11 protein-coding genes are annotated in these 18,238 nt (G+C 40.1%); 5 read left to right on the top strand and 6 right to left on the bottom strand.

The window, feature by feature from the left end:
- Positions 1-305: 305 nt before the first annotated feature.
- From MTF64_RS00350 to MTF64_RS00330, 5 genes are all read right to left on the bottom strand, one after another.
- Entirely contained in the window at positions 306-713 is a 408-nt protein-coding gene (locus MTF64_RS00350; RefSeq protein WP_248450076.1) for a transposase, read from the bottom strand.
- Positions 714-1,751: 1,038 nt separating this feature from the next.
- On the bottom strand, positions 1,752-3,353 hold the full coding sequence (locus MTF64_RS00345; protein WP_128581571.1) for an ABC-F family ATPase: 1,602 nt from the start codon (positions 3,351-3,353) through the stop codon (positions 1,752-1,754).
- Between the two features lie 186 nt (positions 3,354-3,539).
- Positions 3,540-4,274: a transporter substrate-binding domain-containing protein gene (locus tag MTF64_RS00340; protein WP_248450075.1), complete on the bottom strand. Its 735-nt coding sequence runs from the start codon at positions 4,272-4,274 to the stop codon at positions 3,540-3,542.
- Positions 4,275-4,450: 176 nt separating this feature from the next.
- Positions 4,451-5,203 (bottom strand): transporter substrate-binding domain-containing protein, encoded by a 753-nt coding sequence (locus MTF64_RS00335; RefSeq protein WP_248450074.1) that lies wholly within the window; start codon positions 5,201-5,203, stop codon positions 4,451-4,453.
- On the bottom strand, positions 5,200-5,937 hold the full coding sequence (locus MTF64_RS00330; protein WP_248450073.1) for a transporter substrate-binding domain-containing protein: 738 nt from the start codon (positions 5,935-5,937) through the stop codon (positions 5,200-5,202). The genes MTF64_RS00335 and MTF64_RS00330 overlap by 4 nt, the downstream gene beginning before the upstream one ends.
- A 285-nt stretch (positions 5,938-6,222) precedes the next feature.
- On the opposite strand from MTF64_RS00330, the gene MTF64_RS00325 reads away from it, so the two are divergent.
- From MTF64_RS00325 to MTF64_RS00315, 3 genes are all read left to right on the top strand, one after another.
- Positions 6,223-6,825 (top strand): class I SAM-dependent methyltransferase, encoded by a 603-nt coding sequence (locus MTF64_RS00325; protein ID WP_248450072.1) that lies wholly within the window; start codon positions 6,223-6,225, stop codon positions 6,823-6,825.
- A complete protein-coding gene (locus MTF64_RS00320; RefSeq protein ID WP_248450071.1) occupies positions 6,826-9,777 on the top strand; it encodes a DEAD/DEAH box helicase family protein in 2,952 nt (983 codons plus the stop codon). It begins immediately after the preceding gene.
- Positions 9,778-10,270: 493 nt separating this feature from the next.
- A complete protein-coding gene (locus MTF64_RS00315; protein ID WP_248450070.1) occupies positions 10,271-12,703 on the top strand; it encodes an SIR2 family protein in 2,433 nt (810 codons plus the stop codon).
- Between the two features lie 56 nt (positions 12,704-12,759).
- On the opposite strand, the gene MTF64_RS00310 is transcribed toward MTF64_RS00315, so the two are convergent.
- Complete coding sequence (locus MTF64_RS00310; protein WP_248450069.1) at positions 12,760-15,912, bottom strand: DEAD/DEAH box helicase; 3,153 nt, start codon at positions 15,910-15,912, stop codon at positions 12,760-12,762.
- Positions 15,913-16,579: 667 nt separating this feature from the next.
- On the opposite strand from MTF64_RS00310, the gene MTF64_RS00305 reads away from it, so the two are divergent.
- Positions 16,580-17,053, top strand: coding sequence for a hypothetical protein (locus MTF64_RS00305; protein WP_248450068.1), 474 nt, complete (start codon positions 16,580-16,582; stop codon positions 17,051-17,053).
- 2 nt (positions 17,054-17,055) lie between these two features.
- Positions 17,056-18,192, top strand: a complete 1,137-nt coding sequence (locus MTF64_RS00300; RefSeq protein ID WP_248450067.1) for a DUF1570 domain-containing protein — start codon at positions 17,056-17,058, stop codon at positions 18,190-18,192.
- The last annotated feature ends 46 nt before the right edge of the window (positions 18,193-18,238 follow it).

Here is an 18,238-nt window from a genome sequence, read left to right as displayed (position 1 = left end):
GTAGCTTCTCATGGTTTTAGCAAAGGGGCTTACACTTAGGTAAAAGCGCTGCTTTTAAACGCCAGCAAGCTGTGCGTCTACAGAGTAAGGTTTAGCTCCGGCGTTAATTTGACTTGTAGACGTTGAGCTTGCTCACGTTAGAAGCGTAGCTTCTCATGGCTTTGGCAAAGGGGTTTACACTTAGGTAAAAGCGCTGCTTTTAAAACGCCAGCAAGCTGCGCGTCTACAGACTAGGGCTAAGCTCCGGCGTTGGTACACGATGCTTGTTCACGAAAAATAAAAATAATACCCTCAACCCCCGCCGTTCAAATATATACAATCCCAGCTCTTAATGGGTTTGCAACAATATAACGAGCCTGAATTATTAAATCTCTTTCATTGCGGATTTGATGATCAAAATAATTTTGTTGCCAAATTGGACCTTTATCACCACTAAGCGCATTAATCTTCACGGTTGTTAAGCTTTTAAACTGCCTAACTACCTCAGATAGTGAGAGCGCCTTAACTTGAAAAAGCCAATGAAGGTGATCTGGCATTACGGTATAGCAAATAGTATTAACATTTTTTTGCATATAAAAGATCGCGCGAGCGGCCATACAGGCATTCTCAAAGTTTTCAAATAAATCGGCTCTTTGCACGCAGCATATGGTGACTGAATAATATTTATTTGCAGACGAGCAGCGACCTTTTAATAGTTTTGTTGAAGAAACCATGAGAGCCATTTCTTAATATATTTTAATAAATATAGGAAAACCTGTTTATTACACAAGGCAAGTTTTTAAAACAGTAGTTAATCTGACTTGTAGACGTTGAGCTTGCTCACGTTAGAAGCGTAGCTTCTAATGGCTTTAGCGAAGGGGTTTAACATCAGGGTAAAAGCGTTGCTTTTAAACGCCAGCAAGCTGTGCGTCTACAAGGTAGAGGTTAGCTCCGGCGTTAGTTTGACTTGTAGACGTTGAGCTTGCTCACGTTAGAAACGTAGCTTCTCATGGCCTTAGCAAAGGTGGTTACACTTATGTAAAAGCGCTGCTTTTAAACGCCAACAAGCTGCGCGTCTACAGGATTGGGCTTAGCTCTGGCGTTAATTTGACTTGTAGACGTTGAGCTTGCTCACGTTAGAAGCGCAGCTTCTCATGGCTTTAGCAAAGGTTGTTACACTTAGGTAAAAGCGTTGCTTTTAAGACGCCAGCAAGCTGTGCGTCTACAGGATTGGGCTTAGCTCCGGCGTTAGTTTGACTTGTAGTCGTTGAGCTTGCTCACGTTAGAAGCGCAGCTTCTCATGGCCTTAGCAAAGGTGGTAACACTTAGGTAAAAGCGTTGCTTTTAAACGCCAGCAAGCTGTGCGTCTACAAGGTAGAGGTTAGCTCCGGCGTTAATTTGTCTTGTAGATACCATCTCTCATTTTAAGTTCCAAGAAAGTTAAATACGACCTTGAAGCTTAAAATGAGAGATACAAGACGTAGAGCTTGCTCACGTTAGAAGCGTAGCTTCTCATGGTTTTAGCCGAGGGGTTTACACTTAGGTAAAAGCGCTGCTTTTAAAACGCCAGCAAGCTGCGCGTCTACAGAGCAGAGTTTAGCTTCTTATGGCTAAAACAATGCGCACCCACCTATTCAAACACCCACAAAAAAAGGCGCTAAACAGCACCTTTTTAAAATGGTTTAGGCTCTATTTTTAGTTTTTGAAACCTAAAAACTTAAACCTAATAACTTAAACCTAAAACAAACGCGATATAAAATCGCTGCTACAACTTAAGCGATCTTTTTCTCTTCTATGCTTGCTAGGTATTCGTCAAACGTACCCTGAAAATCAATGACCTGCTTGTCTTTAATATCAATAATACGTGTTGCTAAAGACGATACAAACTCGCGGTCGTGGCTTACAAAAATAAGCGTACCCGCAAAGTCTTTAAGTGCATTATTTAGCGCTTCAATGGCTTCCATATCCATGTGGTTGGTTGGCTCGTCCATTACAAGTACGTTTACGTCTTGCATCATTAGCTTACCAAACAACAAACGGTTTTTTTCACCACCAGAACAGTTACGCGCTTTTTTGTTTGAATCGTCGGCGGTAAACAACAAACGCCCTAACATGCCGCGAACCATTAAATCGTTATGCTTGGCTGTACGCCATTGCGACATCCAATCAAATAAGGTTAAATCGTTATCAAAATCTTTTGTGCTGTCTTGCGGGCAGTAGCCAAAGCTAGCGTTTTCTGACCACTTAATTTCGCCTTCATTACTTTTAAGCTCGTTTACTAAACAGCGTAAAAAGGTGGTTTTACCCACACCGTTTTCGCCAATAACCGCAAGCTTAGCACCTGCTTCTAGTAAAAAGTCGCCGCCGCTAAATAATGTTTCACCATCAAAACCGTGGCCAAGTTTATTAACTTCAAGCGCTTGGCGGTACATTTTTTTGCCTTCGTCAAAACTTAACGATGGGCTCATACGGCTTGACGCTTTAACTTCATCAAGCTTAATTTTATCCATTTTTTTAGCACGCGAACTGGCTTGTTTAGCTTTAGAGGCGTTAGCACCAAAACGGTTAACAAAGTCTTGAAGCTCGTCAATCTCGGCGCTCTTTTTAGCATTTTCGGCTAATAATTGCTCGCGCTGTAAGCCTGCCGCTTCTAAAAACTTCTCGTAGTTACCTGGGTAAATACGCAGCTCACCGTAATCAATGTCGGCCATGTGAGTACATACCGAATTTAAAAAGTGGCGGTCATGCGAAATAATAATCATGGTGCATTTACGTTTATTAAGCTCATTAGCAAGCCACGTAATGGTATGAATATCCAAGTTATTGGTTGGCTCATCGAGTAGCAGTATGTCTGGGTTTGCAAACAGCGCCTGCGCTAAAAGCACACGTAATTTCCAACCTGGGGCAACGTTTGCCATTAACCCATAATGAAACTCTTTATCTATACCCGCTTCTAATAGTATTTCTTCAGCGCGGCTTTCGGCTGTGTAACCATCCATTTCGGCAAAAACGCTTTCAAGGTCGGCCACTTTCATGCCGTCTTCTTCGCTCATTTCGGGTAATGAGTAAATACGGTCGCGCTCTTGCTTTACTTTCCAAAGCTCTACGTCGCCCATAATTACGGCATCTACAACGCTGTATTGTTCAAACGCAAACTGGTCTTGGCTTAGGTTACCTACTTTAAGCCCCGGTGTAATCGACACATTACCCGCACTTGGCACAAGCGCACCGCTTAAAATTTTCATGAAGGTCGACTTACCACAGCCGTTAGCGCCAATTAAACCGTAACGGTTACCGTTACCAAATTTAGCTGAAATGTTTTCAAACAACGGCTCTGCGCCAAACTGCATCGTAATATTTGCGGTGGAGATCAAAAAGTTAGTCCTAGAATGAGTACTGACAGGGGCCAACTGCAGCAAAACGCCACAAACAAGACCAAGCAATAGGGTAAATTAGCTGGCGAATTATACAGATCCCCCCATGGTAATGAAAGGTAAAAGATACATACCTAAAATGGCAGCACGCTGTGCTATGAATCTATATAAGTGTAAAACCGAGGGTTAATAGGGTTTATAAATGCGCTCTATGGCCGCTTTATTATTTTTAATAAGGCGATTAATTACAGCTACTTCGTCAAGCGTGACCGACTGTTTACTCATCATAAAATGTACGCCATTAACATTAATAGCTGGCGCCGTTTTTACCGGCAAAATAGTGTTGTAGCGCTTAGCAAAATATTTTGCGACAACAGAGTCGTCAATCACGTAGTCAACTCGCTTTTTGTTAAGCATACCAAAGCGCGTATTTGCATCTGCGGTAAGTACTATTTGGTTGGGGTAGTGTTTTCTTATTTTTTCAAACTCAGCGCCAAAAAAGCTGCCTCTGTTAACGCCAACAATAAAGCCACGTTCAAAAAGCGCCGCCAAATTAATTACATCTTTAGCGTTTTCATGCTTATAAAGCAGCATAACTTCATCGCGATATACATCAGTAAAATAAGAGTATTCGGCGCGCTCTTTTGTATAACTTGCCGCAAAGGTAATATCAATATGGCCTGTTTTTAGCTCTTGCTGAACCCGCGATAAGCTCGGAAAATAAACCCACTCAATACAAAAAGGCGAATCGTTAAAAACAGCGTTAACCGTATCTACCTCTGCGCCTACAAAGGCATTGTCTTGTTTAATTAAATAGGGCGCCCAGTTGGTTTCGTTGGTGCCCATTTTTAACGTTTTAGTGCATGCCAGCACATTAAATTGCGCAACCAAAAATATAAACGCTAACAGAAACATTTTCATAAAACGTCCTTTTATACCAATCCGCATAATTAAGTGATCTATTTTGAGGATGGATAAACGTGTTGATAGCAAGGCAAAAAATTCGCTATTTAGTTGTTCTAAATAAGATTTTTTAACGCAGATAGCGACACATTTAGCCCCTGAAAATGATTAAGTATTAATGTGGGTTGGTATTATTACTTAAATAACGCCTTAAGCGCCGCTTTATTTTTTACAATATGCGCATTAATAGTGTTAACTTCTTCTAAAGAAATCGTTTTTTTGCTCATCATAAAATGCACATTATTTACGTTAATAGGCGCTACTTGCTCAACGGGTAAAATAGCCGTGTATTTGTTAGCAAAATGGTGCGCCACTAACGAATCGTCTACTACAAAATCTACCCGCTTTTTATTTAATAAAGCAAAGCGTTTATCGGCATCGCTGGTAAGTACTATTTGCTTGTTATATTTATCGCTTAACGTTTTAAACGTGTGCCCTAAAAAGCTGCCGCGATTAACGCCGGCTGTTAAGCCTTTTTTAAATAACTGCTCTAACGAACTAATACTTGCCGAGCCAGCATGTTTATACAACAACATTACTTCTTCGCGATAAGGCAAACTAAAGTGGGCGTAAGCTTGGCGCTCACGGGTTTTACTTGCTGCAAACATTAAATCTACACGGCCGTGTTTTAGCTCTTCTAAGGCGCGTAAGGAGTTAGGTAATAACGTAAAATTTATACAAAAAGGGGAGTCTTTAAAAATGGTTTTAATTATATCTATTTCAACACCCGTTAACGTATTGTTTTTTAGTACCACATACGGCGGCCAGTAGCGCTCGTTGGTGCCTACATTAATGGTTTTATCGCATGCTTGGGCTTTAGCGCTAAATAACCCCAAACACGTTACCCACACCAATAAAAACACACGCGTACAGCTCAAAACATTCATTCAAACAGCGCCTTAAGTGCTGCTTTATTTTTAGCTATATGCGCGTTAATAATTTTAACCTCATCAGGCGTTACTGTTCTTTTGCTTAGCATTAAGTGTATTTGGTCTTTATTAATAGCGGGTAGGGTAGGCACTTTCATTAAGCTGTTACCACGCTTACTTAAATAATTGCCTACTAGCTCGTCTTCTATTGCGTAATCTATACGCTGCTTATTAAGCATTTCAAAGCGCTTACTGGTTGCGCTGGTGTATTCTATTTGTTTTTTATGGCTTTTTTTATACTGCTCAAACTCTTCGCCATAATAACTACCAAAGTTAGCGCCTATGGTTAAACCTTGGTTAAAAATATCAGCCAAGTTTTTAACCGTATGCTGATTGTTTTTGTTTTCGTATAAACGCATTACCTCGGTGCGGTAGGCCTTTGTATAATGAGCATATTTAGCACGCTCACTGGTGTAACTTGCCGCCCAGCCTATGTCTATTCGGCCATGGCGCAGCTCGGTAAAAGCCCGTTTAGAATTAGGCAGCATTTTTATTTCAAAACAAAAAGGCGAGTCTTTAAAAATAATAGTTAACGCATCCACCTCTTTACCCTGTAACTGGCCGCTAATGCCCATTACATAAGGCGGCCAAAAAGCATCATGCGCGCCAACGCTAAGCGTTCTTTCGCAGGCAAACACACCCCAAGAGGTACTAAACAACACACACAATAATAAGGTTATTAATTTATTCATTAAGACTCTGAGGTAAGCTTTTTTTGTACGTTATTAAAACAGTATAACCTAGCAAAATAATATAATGGTGAAGGAACCATTAAAGTTGTAAAAAAATGTATCTAAAAAGGAGAGGGTTAAGGTTTTAAGGAGATAATTATTGCTAAATTCAATACAAACAGCGTATTAAGCTAAAAAAACCTACTTATAAGTTCTTTAATTTATCGGCTTGTTCCTGTAGATTAAACAAACATGAATGCAGCATTAACGTTGCAAACTCGCAAAAGCCAAGGAGCGGTATAAGCAGTGCCCAATACCACACTAAATTATTATAACCAACATGCACAAACCTTTAGCGACTCAACACTTAATGTTGATATGTCGGCGCTTTACCGTGAGTTTTTACCTTATGTTGTCCAAAATGGCCATGTGCTAGATGCAGGTTGTGGCTCAGCTCGCGATGCTGCCTATTTTAAAAGCCAAGGGTTTAGTGTGTCGGCTTTTGATGCAAGCCCTGCACTTGCAGAGCTTGCAAGCAGTTACTTACAGCAACCAGTAGAGGTTAAAACCTTTCAAGAGCTTGAGTGTGTTAATAAATACGACGGTATTTGGTGCTGCGCCAGTTTGTTACATGTGCCAAAGGCCGAGCTTCCTCAAGTATTTTTAAACCTACAAAATGCGCTTAAACCCAATGGCGTTTTATATGTATCGTTTAAATATGGCACGCAAGAGCGTGTACATAATGGCCGTGAGTTCACCGATTTAACCGAGCAGTTATTAAGTAATTTATTAAATCAACACACGCAATTAAGCATAATTAAGCACTGGCAAAGTGTTGATCAGCGCCCAGGGCGTGAAAGCGAAGTGTGGCTAAATGCATTGATAACGCATAGCAAAGCGAAATTATAAGTGAATAGTTTTAGCGAACATCAACACCTGCAAAATAATAACCAACAACTTATTACGGGTGATAATGACCCGTTATTACCTAATCTTGTGCATGCCATAAACAACGCGACTGAGATTGAAATTACAGTTTCATTTATTCAGCCAAGTGGCTTAGCACTCTTGTTCGACCCACTAAGCGAAGCGTTACAAAGCGGCGCAACGCTTAAGCTACTTACCTCAGACTACCTCGATATTACTCATCCTAATGCATTGAGAGAACTCATGGCATTAGTAGATCGGGGCGCCGATGTGCGTATTTATCAAACGCACAGTAATCAAAGTTTTCATATGAAGTCGTATATTTTTGTTAAAACAAACGACCAAAACGAGATTACTGGTGGCTGCGCCTTTATTGGCTCGAGTAATATTAGTGCCAGTGCATTGACCAAAGGGCACGAGTGGAATTTTAGACATGATTATACACAGCCAAAAACAAGCCAAGCAGCGAAGCAGTTTTTAAGTATACGCACAGCTTTTGAAAATATTTTTAATCACAAATTTGTTACTCATTTAAGCCATGAGTGGATTAATAGCTACATTGCTAGGCGTAAAGTACAGCAGTTTGTAGCGGTAAACCATACCGATACAGCTGAGCAAGTTATTGAAAAAAATGAAGCTAAAACACCAAGGCCAGCTCAAGTTGAAGCGCTAAATGCCCTAGCACAAACCCGTACTGAGGGTTTCAAACGTGGCTTAGTGGTATTGGCAACAGGCATGGGTAAAACATGGTTAAGTGCATTTGATGTAAAACAATTCAAAGCTAATCGTGTTTTATTTGTAGCACATCGAGAAGAAATACTTTTGCAAGCACAGCGTACATTTTCTGAATTACTTACTTTATCAACTGGGTTTTATAATGGTAAACAGCGAGACAAAAACGCTGAGTGTTTATTTGCCTCTATTCAAACCATTGGTCGTAGTAATCACTTAAAACAATTTGCGCCAACAGCGTTTGATTACATTATTGTTGACGAATTTCACCATGCAAGTGCGCGTGTATATCGTCAGCTTTTAAACTACTTTGAACCCCAGTTTTTACTTGGTTTAACAGCTACACCAGAACGTACCGACCAAGCTGATATTTTAGGGCTATGCGACAACAATTTAGTGTTTGAACGAAATTTAACACAGGGGATAGATCAAAAAACGTTAGTGCCATTTCATTACTACGGGATTTGGGATGAAAACGTAAACTATCAAGCTATTCCGTGGCGTAATGGTCGATTTGACCCAACAGCACTAGAAAACAAATTTGCGACCCAAAAACGAGCAGACCACGCACTTTTACAGTGGCAGCAATACAAGCAGCAGCGCACATTAGGCTTTTGCATATCTACCAAACATGCTGATTATATGGCAGCTGCATTTAATAAAGCGGGTGTAAAAGCGCTATCAGTGCATAGCCAATCAAAAGTACGCCGCAATGAGGCGCTTAAACAATTAGAACAGCGCCAAGTTGAAGTATTATTTACTGTTGACCTATTTAACGAAGGCACTGATTTACCAAGTATTGATACCATATTAATGCTGCGCCCAAGCGACTCTAAAATACTATTTTTACAGCAATTAGGCCGTGGTTTACGCACCCTCGAAGGTAAAACACATTTAGTGGTGCTCGATTTTATTGGTAACCACCACAGCTTTTTAAATAAACCCTATGCACTACTACATGAAACCACGCCAAGTGGTGTAGTTAAAAAGCTTAAAAAGCCCAACCTTGCAGATGGCTGCTTTATAAATATTGATTTAAAAGTTACCGACTTTTGGCAGCAGCTAGCCAAAATACAGCGTACTACGGCGTTAGAAGATATAACGCAGCTGGCTGAGCAACTTGGGCACTTACCCACGTTAAGTGAGTTTTACTACCACTATGGCGATATAAAAAAAGTAAACAGTAATTACACAAGCTGGTTTGAGCTAATTGCTAAAACACAAAATATTGATGATGAAGCACAACAAAGTGCCAAGCAATTAGCACCGTTTTACGACTTTTTATACAAAGGCATACAAACAACCAGTATGAACAAATGCTTCAAAGCTATTTTGCTTGAGGCGTATGTCGCTTTAAACGGTTTTGCTAACCCCCCAACAGTTGCAGAACTTGCAGCCATGAGCGCAAAGGTTTTAGCGCGCCATCCAAATTTAAAGCAACATGATTTACCTATTAAAGAACAGCAAGCAGCTGCAGATTCCCAAACATGGCAAAGCTACTGGCGTAAAAATCCAATTAAAGCCTATACCAATAAAAATAAAGACGGCACACAATGGTTTACCTTACAAAACAGCACCGTAAAAGCCACGTTTGACGTACCCGCAGAAAAACGCGAATTACTAAACAGCGCCGTGTTAGAGCTGGTTGAGTACACCTTAGCCAAATACAACCAGCGCCTAAAAGTAAAAACGCCAACTACGAAACAAAATACAGAGCAAAAAGCTGACAATGTAACTCAATTAGCGTTCAAAGATCTTGCCGATACAGCAAACGAGCAAAATAGCGCATTAAAACTGCCGTACTTTCCCAATATTAAAATTGCCTGTGGGCATTTTAAAACTGGGGATGAAAGCGATATGGAATTAATGGACGCGCCATTTGGCGCGGGCAAGCTTGATCCAAACGTGCATTTTTTAGCACGTGCATCGGGCAACTCTATGAACGGCGGTAAACACCCAATACTTGATGGCGACTTATTGTTACTTGAGCTTATAACTTCCGATAGAGCCGGATCGCTACGCGACCAAATAGTTGTTATAGAGCGAGATGAAATAGGCGGAGATGGCCAGTATTTACTGCGCAAAGTTAATAAATTACCAAACGGGCAATATGAGCTAATTGCTCAAAACCCCGATTACGAAGTAATGATTGCTGATGAAAGCATGCGAACGTTCGCACGGTTTAAACAAGTGGTTGTGTAGTCGCGATTTTATATCGCGTTTTAACGTGTAGACGCGCAGCTTGCTGGCGTTAAAAGCGTAGCTTTTAAATTTATTGGTCGTGCCGTAGGCGGGAGTTTACCTCGCACTTAAATTGTAGGACGTGCTTTAGCGTGTCAATGTGATTGATAATATTAGATATTGTGAAGGGATTAAAACCTCTATTCGAGGTTTTATCGCGTTGGCGATGACAACCAAAGAGAGGCTGCCGCCGACCTCTCTCTGGACTCTCTCGGCGCACCCGAGGATCACACTGTGTCCTCAAATTAAAAATTGATGTGAACGTAAGCGCCGTGTATTCGCCATCCATGGCGAAGTCACGGCTTAACTTGCATCCATGCAAGTGATTACTCATCAATTTATAACTTTCGGGTGTGATCACGGGGAATTGGAGTGTGTTGGTAGATTGATGGTTATAAAAATAAGTTTTTAAATTGTTATTTACTTTTAGCGTAAATTTATTAAAGGGAATTATATGAGTATTTTATTATCTGAAGTAGTTGAGGGGTTAAACCCTTCAAACACTGTTTTATTCTTTGGTGCAGGTTCATCTATCCCATCGGGAGCACCAAGTGTAGATAAATTAATCAAAAAAGTTTCTGAAGATTTTAGAATTGAAACTGAAGGCTATACTCTTACTGAAATTACTAGTATCGCAGAGGAAAAACGATCGCGATCAGAGTTGATCTCATGCTTGAGAAAGCTTTTTGTAAGAATCCGTGTTACTGGTTCTTTGCTCAATTTACCCCTTTATGACTGGAAAAATATTTATACTACAAATTATGATAAGTTAATTGAACAGTCTTTTGAAAAAAAAGAAAAAGCGCTTTCAGTAATATCATCTAATTATGATTTTAAGGAACAAGCTTACCCAGAAGCGACGAAGCTGTATAAATTGCATGGAAGTATAGATAAAGATATATCTGATGGCTCTCAAAGTAGGATTATAATATCTGAGGCAGATTATGATAATACATCAGAATATAGGGAAGCATTATGGGATGCATTTAAACACGATTTGAATGGTTCTAATGTTGTAATTATTGGTTACTCACTAGCTGATCAGCATATAAAAGATATTGTGAGTAGGGCTATATCATTAAATAATAAATCTTTCTCGCCTGCTACGATTTACTTGATTTTGTATACGCAAGATGAAAATCGTGCAGCTCTTTTTGAGAGGAGAGGTGTAAAAGTTGCCTTTGGCAGTGTTGATGATTTTTTTATCGAGTTGCAAAAGAAAAATCTCCCAGATTCATTGGTATACAAGTCAACAGGAGATCCCCTTGATGCACTTGATATATTGCATCCAGTAACATTTAGAGTAGAAGATGAACTTAGAAATATAGAAAAAAATGTTGGTGCAATGTTTCAAGGTTGGCCTGCAACATATTCAGATATAAAAGCTAATCTTACTTTCGATAGAGCTATAGCGCGCGAGGCTGAGGATATATTGAGAGACCCTACCAGATTATGTTGCTGTATTTTAGGTGCAAGTGGTATGGGTAAGAGCACCGCTGCTCGGAAAGTCATACTTAATTTGAAAGAAAAAGGTTTTCATTGTTGGGAGCATAAAAGCAGTCATAAGGTGCTATTTAATGAATGGCGCATGATAGGTAAAAGCTTATTGGAAAAAAATGAGCAGGGCATAATTTTCATAGATGACGCTCATAATCATTTATATGAAATAAACAATTTGATCGATTTACTTTCTTCCGATAATAATTTTAATTTGAAAATAATTCTTACCTCATCTAAAAATCACTGGTACCCACGTGTTAAAACCCCAAGCTTTTTTCAGAAAGGAAAAGAGTTAGTAATTCGTAAGTTAAATGAGGTAGAAATTGAGGGGTTACTTTCTTTAGTTGAAACACACCCAGACCTACAGCCTCTTATTGAAACAAGCTTTTCTGGTTTCTCCCGTGCTGAGCGTAAAAGAAGGCTGGTAGCTAAGTGCGAATCGGATACTTTTGTATGTTTAAAAAATATTTTTGCATCTGAGCAGTTTGACGATATTGTTTTACGGGAATTTGCAGAGCTTGAAAAAGGTCTACAAGAAATTTATAGGCTTGTATCCGCTATGGAAAGTGCAGGGGTAAATGTACATCGACAATTAATTGTTAGGTTATTAGGCATTTCTGCTGAGTCTATATCTGCTTCTCTCATAAATCTTGCCGATATTATTAATGAATACACAATCAGTGAGCGTGAGGGCATATATGGCTGGAAAGGTCGTCATCCGGTAATTACAGACATAATTACGAAGTACAAAATGTCTGACGAAGGTGAGTTTTATAAGCTATTTGAAACTGTGATAGATAATATAATCCCAACATATGATGTTGAAATTCGAACGATTAAACAGCTTTGCTCTTTCGATTCAGGTATTAGCCGCTTCCCAGATAAACACATTAGAAACAAATTATTAAGAAAGATGATATCGAAGGTGCCGGGCGAACGCGTTCCTAGGCATAGGCTTATTCGTTACCTTATCGATGTTAACCAATTAGAAAAGGCTGAAACAGAGATAAGACTTTTTGAAAACGATTTTGGAAGTGAAGGACCTTTAGAAAGGTTTAAAATAATTTTGCTACTTGCAAGATCAGAAAGAACCGCAGGTATCATGGAAGAAGATCGTATAGCTATTCTGGAAATCGCAAAAGAAAAATCAGTTAGAGCTGTAGATAAATATAAAAATAATAAAAATATATTGAAAACTTATTGCGAGGTTGGCTTGTCTTTATATAAAAGGACAAAAGATCCAAGTACGTTTGAAGATGCTATTAAGCAACTTAAAGAAGCTGAAACTCGATTAGGCGATCCTGAAATTACGACTTCAATAATTACTTTCGATAGACAATTCACAAATTACCAATCGGATTTGGCTGAAGAGATTGATGTTGAATAACCATAACATTTTTTAAACTATATAAATGTTTGCCATGGATAATAATATGAAATCCATCACCCAACCGCCAATTTCCCAGCCTCATGCCACATTTCACTTGGCATGGGGCTGGTTAATTCCCACGTTATATTCATCGGCTGGCTGCCGTTGTGGCTTTGGTATTTAACCTCGCCATAGTTTACAAATCCCATGGTTCGGCCGTTTTCATCTTTGCCTTGTTCGCGCACAAATAACAATATGGTTTTGCCTGTTTCTTGATGCTCAATATAACTTAGGCCGCGGCCGTGTTCTGGGCGGGCGCTGTTTTGCGTTTGCCAATGAAACAGAGTGGGGCTGATTGCGTAGTCGTGATATAGCGTAGTGGGCGAGTAGGTTTTTTCACATTTGTTGAGTGTGACGAATAACAGCTCTAAGTTTTGGTTTTTAAATTCTAAAACACCTTCGCGGGCGGTCGATTTTTTATCAAACGAGTGTGCGCCAAAAGCGGCGAGTATTTGCTGGCGCGTGTAGCGGCTGTGTAATTTGATTGCGTGATTAGGTAGGCACGTTAAATCGCTTTCCTGCTGGTGAATGCGGTTTATTAACAGCGTAATCACTTGTGCAAGTTCCTGCTGTAACTCGTTGTGTTTAAGTGCCTGTAAGCTTTGTTCAAGCGTTTTAAAACCTAAACTTGCGCCAGTGGTATCCCAAAAGTTGTAATGCGCCATAAGCGCGTACTGTTGGTTTTGCGCTGTTGGGGTAAAGCCAAAATCGTTATTACATAAATCACGTAAAAAGCATAAATAACTGAGTGAGTCGCAGCCGAGTAATTGAGTGTTTATAGCGCGGTAATATGCGGCATAAACATCGGCTTGTTCTACTGGTACTTCATCGCCTTTTAACCAGTGCCAGCCGCCGAGCTTTTTATCTTTTGGTTTGTAAATATCTTCAAGCGTGACTTGCGGGTTTATGCGTAAAAAGTTACTTAGCGTAAGCGCGTCGTTAGTGTGTTGCGAATAGCTATTTATAAGCTGTTGTAAACGTCGTTTAGTGTTTATGGCTTGCTGAATATTTTTTAATATTGTTTGTTGTGTGCGCTTTTGTAGCTCTATACGGCAGCCCAGCGGCAAATGTGAGAAGTTGTTTTCAATCTCGGTTTTTACTGGTTGGTTGCTTTTACCAATAAGCGCGCGAAATTTACTAGCAAAATCGTATTCTGGGCGGGCATTACCTACAAAATCGAGTACGGTGCAGCACTGTTTTTGGCTGTTGTCGGGCAGGCGTAAACCACGGCCGAGTTGCTGTAAAAACAGCGTTAGGCTTTCAGTCGGGCGTAAAAATAGTAAGGTATCGACCTCTGGAATATCGACACCTTCATTAAAAATATCAACCACGCAAAGTATTTGTATTTCGCCTTGGCGTAGTGCTTGCTGTTTAGCCGCGCGCTCATTGGTGTTTTTGCTGGTCAGTACATCGGCGTTTATGCCTGCTAAGTTAAACTTTTTAGCCATAAATTCTGCGTGTTTTTGGCCTACACAAAATGCCAACGCTTTAATGTTATGAACATTTGTCACTATATCAGCAAGGCTGGATATAATTTTGTTAGCGCGGCTGTTCTCGCCTGTATAAAGGTTACTTAGCTCGGTTATATCGTAACGGCCGCGGCGCCATGTTATTTGGCTTAGGTCGGTATCGTCATCTAATCCAAAGTATTGAAATGGACATAAATGGCGTTGATTTATTGCCTCTGGCAAGCGGATTTCGGCGGCTATTACACCGCAAAAGTCATCGAGTATATTTGCGTCATCTTGTCGCTCTGGTGTAGCGGTTAAGCCAAGTAATATTGTGGGCGCAAAGTGATTTAATATAGCGCGATAACTCGCTGCGCTTACGTGGTGTACTTCGTCTATCACTATGTAGTCGTAGTAATCGTGAGTTAAATTGAGCGATTCAATTTGGCTGTTCAGCGTTTGGATTGATGCAAATAATTGGTTGTAGCGCTGTGGTTTGTAGTTACCTACCCACAGCTCACCAAAGTCGTTATTTTTAAGCACGCCGCGGTAAGCGCTTTGCGCTTGTTTAAGTATTTCTTCGCGGTGGGCTACAAACAAAAAGTGTGCGTTTGGGTTTTTATCGTAAACGGTTTTAAAGTCGAACGCCGATATAATGGTTTTACCTGTGCCCGTTGCAGCAACCACTAGGTTTTTAAAACGATTATGCACGCCACGTTCAACGCTTAGCTTTTCTAAAATAGCGAGCTGGTGTGTTTTTGGTGTTATATCAAAATAAAACTGGCTGCTTGATTGCCCAACACCGCGTTGCTCATTAAGAGAATTTATTAGCTTTTCTTTACATTCAGCTTTGCCTGTAAATAGCTCGAAATCTGGCGATTGCCAGTAGGTTTCAAACGTGCTTTTGGTTTTGGCTATTATGTGTGGGATTTCTTGCGCTGTAATTTTTAAGTTCCACTCTAGGCCGCTGGTAAGCGCTGAATGCGATAAATTAGACGAACCAATATACCCAGTATGAAAACCCGTTTTACGCATAAATAAGTAAGATTTAGCGTGTAGGCGTTCTTGCTGATTGTTGTAACTTAGCTTTACCTCGGTGTTTGGTAGATTTGCTAAAAACTCAACGGCTTTAGCATCCGTTGCCCCCATGTACGAAGTAGTAATTACTTTGAGTTTATTACCGCTTTTGGTAAAGGCTTCAAGCTCATTTTTAAAAATGCGCAGCCCCGTCCATTTGATAAATGAGACAAGCCAGTAAATAGTGTCGGACGATTTAATCTCGCGCTTTAGCTCGGTTTCGAGCGATATACCTGCATTAGCACCGCTAAATAATTCACTTTGTGTAAGCCCTGTTAGCGGAAAAATATCGCTTGAGTAATCTTTAAGATTTGCAGCAATGGGGTTTTGGGTATTAAACAGCGCGGTAAGAATTCGGCCTTGGCTGTCGATAAGGTTTTCGTTGATCAGTTCATCATCTCGAATATGATCTTTAAGCCAAAGGACAAGGCTATTAGCTAGGCTAATTTGCTCTTGCAAACGCTCGTTAGAGTTAGGAATGGCATTTATTGCATGCTCAACAAGCTTGCCCAAAAAGCGCGAAAGCCATGTTGCGGCCTCTGCCGATTCTAGTTGACGTTCGCCCACATAAAATTGGTCACGATTTAAATTTTGCTCAATTACTTGCGTAATTAACTGCTCGTAAATACCAATTTGCTGCATTAAAACCACTCCCTGTTTGCGTGCAGTTAGTTTACTTAAAAGTGCATTGTAAACAAGCATTAACTCATTATTGAATTGAAGGCTGATGCTTAGGCCACTCCCCCGTGATCACACCCGAAATTGAATTAGTGATGAGTAATAGCAGCGCATGGATGCGCGTTAAGTGATGCTTACACACGGACGTGTTTCATCGCGTTTACGTCCATATCATTAATTTAAATTGAGGAGATAGTGTGATCCTCGGGGCGCCGAGAGATTCCAAAGAGAAGTCGGCGGTTACTTCTCTTTGGTTGCCATCGCCAACGCGATATTTATGAACTGTTTGTATTATTTCAAAAGCTCTGCTTTTAGCGCGAGCAAGCTTCGCGCTTACGCCGAGTTTTAACAGAACACTTTGATATAACCTGTAGACGCGCAACTTGTTGGCGTTTTAAAAGCAGGGCTTTTACGGTGTTAATTTATTAAGTAATGAGAAGCTACGCTTCTGACGTGAGCAAGCTCTACGTCTACAAGACAAATTAACCATCGACCATTTAGCTTGAGCCAACTCTGCGGCTAATTTCTCCTGAATATTAAGTACTAATGAAGCAAAACAGGGGCAATATTTAATGCACTGCTAACCTTAAATAGGTACACTTATTTGAGGTGTTATTTAAAGGAGTGAATAATGATTAAATGGATTTTAGTTTTGCTTATTTTTATTTCAACGTACTCATATGCAGGCGAGGCCTACACGCAAAGTAAGTGCGAAAGCATAGAAAAGGAGCGTGAATCTATTCGCTCTCAATTTAGGCAGGGTTATAGCATTAAAAAAGGTGAGCGATTAACTGCTCGCGACAAAGTGTTATTTACCCAATTGGCAAAGCACTGTAATAAACTTAAAAAGAGTAATAACTCATACCGCCCACATGCTACACATTCGGCGAACACCAACTGGTTACTTAATCAAAAGGTATCAAACATGACCTTGCACAGTACCAGCTATAAAAACAAAGCTAAGCTTGAGGCGTGGTCTAAATTTTATAGATTGCCTAAGCGGTGTCGTAAAAAAGGGATGGAGACAAGCGATTTTGTTTGGTGTAGCGAGTATAGAGTAGCGCAAAAGCAAGTATTTGAGACCCAATGGCAGGGGCGCCCGTAACTATGTTTAATACTAAGCTTCGCATAGTATTTATGTTTGTTGTAATGCTTATTGCCTCAGCGCTTATTGCTAATCATTTTACAGGGCGGGTGTTTAATTATCACGACCCGATAGGTGAAGTTAAGCGTATTTATAACGATTTAAACGTAACTCAGCCAAGTAAGCCTTTAGTTAAAGTACAACCCGTAAACTCTGTAAAAACGCCGGCGGGCAGCAGCTCTTTTGTGCCTGCGCGTAATCACTCGCCTCAAGCAGATAAAACACAATGTACAGATGTATCTTTAGGCGACGTAAAATATAAGCGTAACGGTGCTATATACACTTGGACCGACAAGGCAGGTATTGCACATTTTAGCGATACCAAGCCTAGCTTTGCTGTTGCAACGTACGAGAGTAATTTTTCTGAGCCACTGGATTATTTTGACCTTAATTTAAACACGCCAAATTTACCGCCTTCATTTAACCAAAAGCTACAAGTAAAACTCAATACAGTATTTAAGGTGTATGGACAAATTATTGGTGCGCATGCTCTAAAAAAGGTAAAACTAAACTTAACTGTATTACCTAACCGTAGGGCTTATAACGCCGCTATTAGGAACAATGGCGGCAACCCAGAAAATACAGCAGGAATGTATTTTCATGCAACTAACTCTGCGTTTATTAATTTTAGTGGCGAAAAAAACACCATGAGAACGGCAGTGCACGAAGCAGTGCATGCTATTAATAAAGCAGTTTTAGGGTACACGCCTAGGTGGTTAAATGAAGGGGTTGCTGAGTATTTTGAGTTTACCCATAACAATATGCAAACTGCTATTGTAGAGCCAAATCAAACCTGGGTACGTAATAATAAGCTTACTAAAAACGTGTTCAGACTTAATCGGTTAACCGGGTTAAATAATACGTGGCAAAAAGGCGACAGCAGTATACTTTACGCTAGTAGCTGGGCTGCAATTTATTTTTTAATGGATACCCAATCAGGCAGAGTATTACTTAAAAATATTATGCTGGCAGAGCAGACAAATCCCTGTAACAAGCTTTCGAAAGATCAATTAAACGCGATGTTATTTAAACAGTTTCCTGCGTTTAATCATGACTATTCAAAATGGTTAAAAACGCCATTTAAGCCACATAATTTTTAGCTTGTTTTGTTAGACGCGCATTGCTTTCGTTTAAAAGCTAGGCTTT

Source organism: Pseudoalteromonas sp. 2CM41L, assembly GCF_023161905.1.
Taxonomy (GTDB): Bacteria; Pseudomonadota; Gammaproteobacteria; order Enterobacterales; family Alteromonadaceae; genus Pseudoalteromonas; species Pseudoalteromonas atlantica.
The sequence above is the reverse complement of the archived record's forward strand: the minus strand, read 5'-3'. Positions and strand labels throughout refer to the sequence as shown.

Bases quoted from the DNA above. Each gene is read 5' to 3' on its own strand.
- MTF64_RS00350 (WP_248450076.1), bottom strand. From the start codon at position 713: ATGGTTTCTTCAACAAAACTATTAAAAGGTCGCTGCTCGTCTGCAAAT.
- MTF64_RS00340 (WP_248450075.1), bottom strand. From the start codon at position 4,274: ATGAAAATGTTTCTGTTAGCGTTTATATTTTTGGTTGCGCAATTTAAT.
- MTF64_RS00335 (WP_248450074.1), bottom strand. From the start codon at position 5,203: ATGAATGTTTTGAGCTGTACGCGTGTGTTTTTATTGGTGTGGGTAACG.
- MTF64_RS00330 (WP_248450073.1), bottom strand. From the start codon at position 5,937: ATGAATAAATTAATAACCTTATTATTGTGTGTGTTGTTTAGTACCTCT.
- MTF64_RS00315 (WP_248450070.1), top strand. From the start codon at position 10,271: ATGAGTATTTTATTATCTGAAGTAGTTGAGGGGTTAAACCCTTCAAAC.
- MTF64_RS00310 (WP_248450069.1), bottom strand. From the start codon at position 15,912: ATGCAGCAAATTGGTATTTACGAGCAGTTAATTACGCAAGTAATTGAG.
- MTF64_RS00305 (WP_248450068.1), top strand. From the start codon at position 16,580: ATGATTAAATGGATTTTAGTTTTGCTTATTTTTATTTCAACGTACTCA.
- MTF64_RS00300 (WP_248450067.1), top strand. From the start codon at position 17,056: ATGTTTAATACTAAGCTTCGCATAGTATTTATGTTTGTTGTAATGCTT.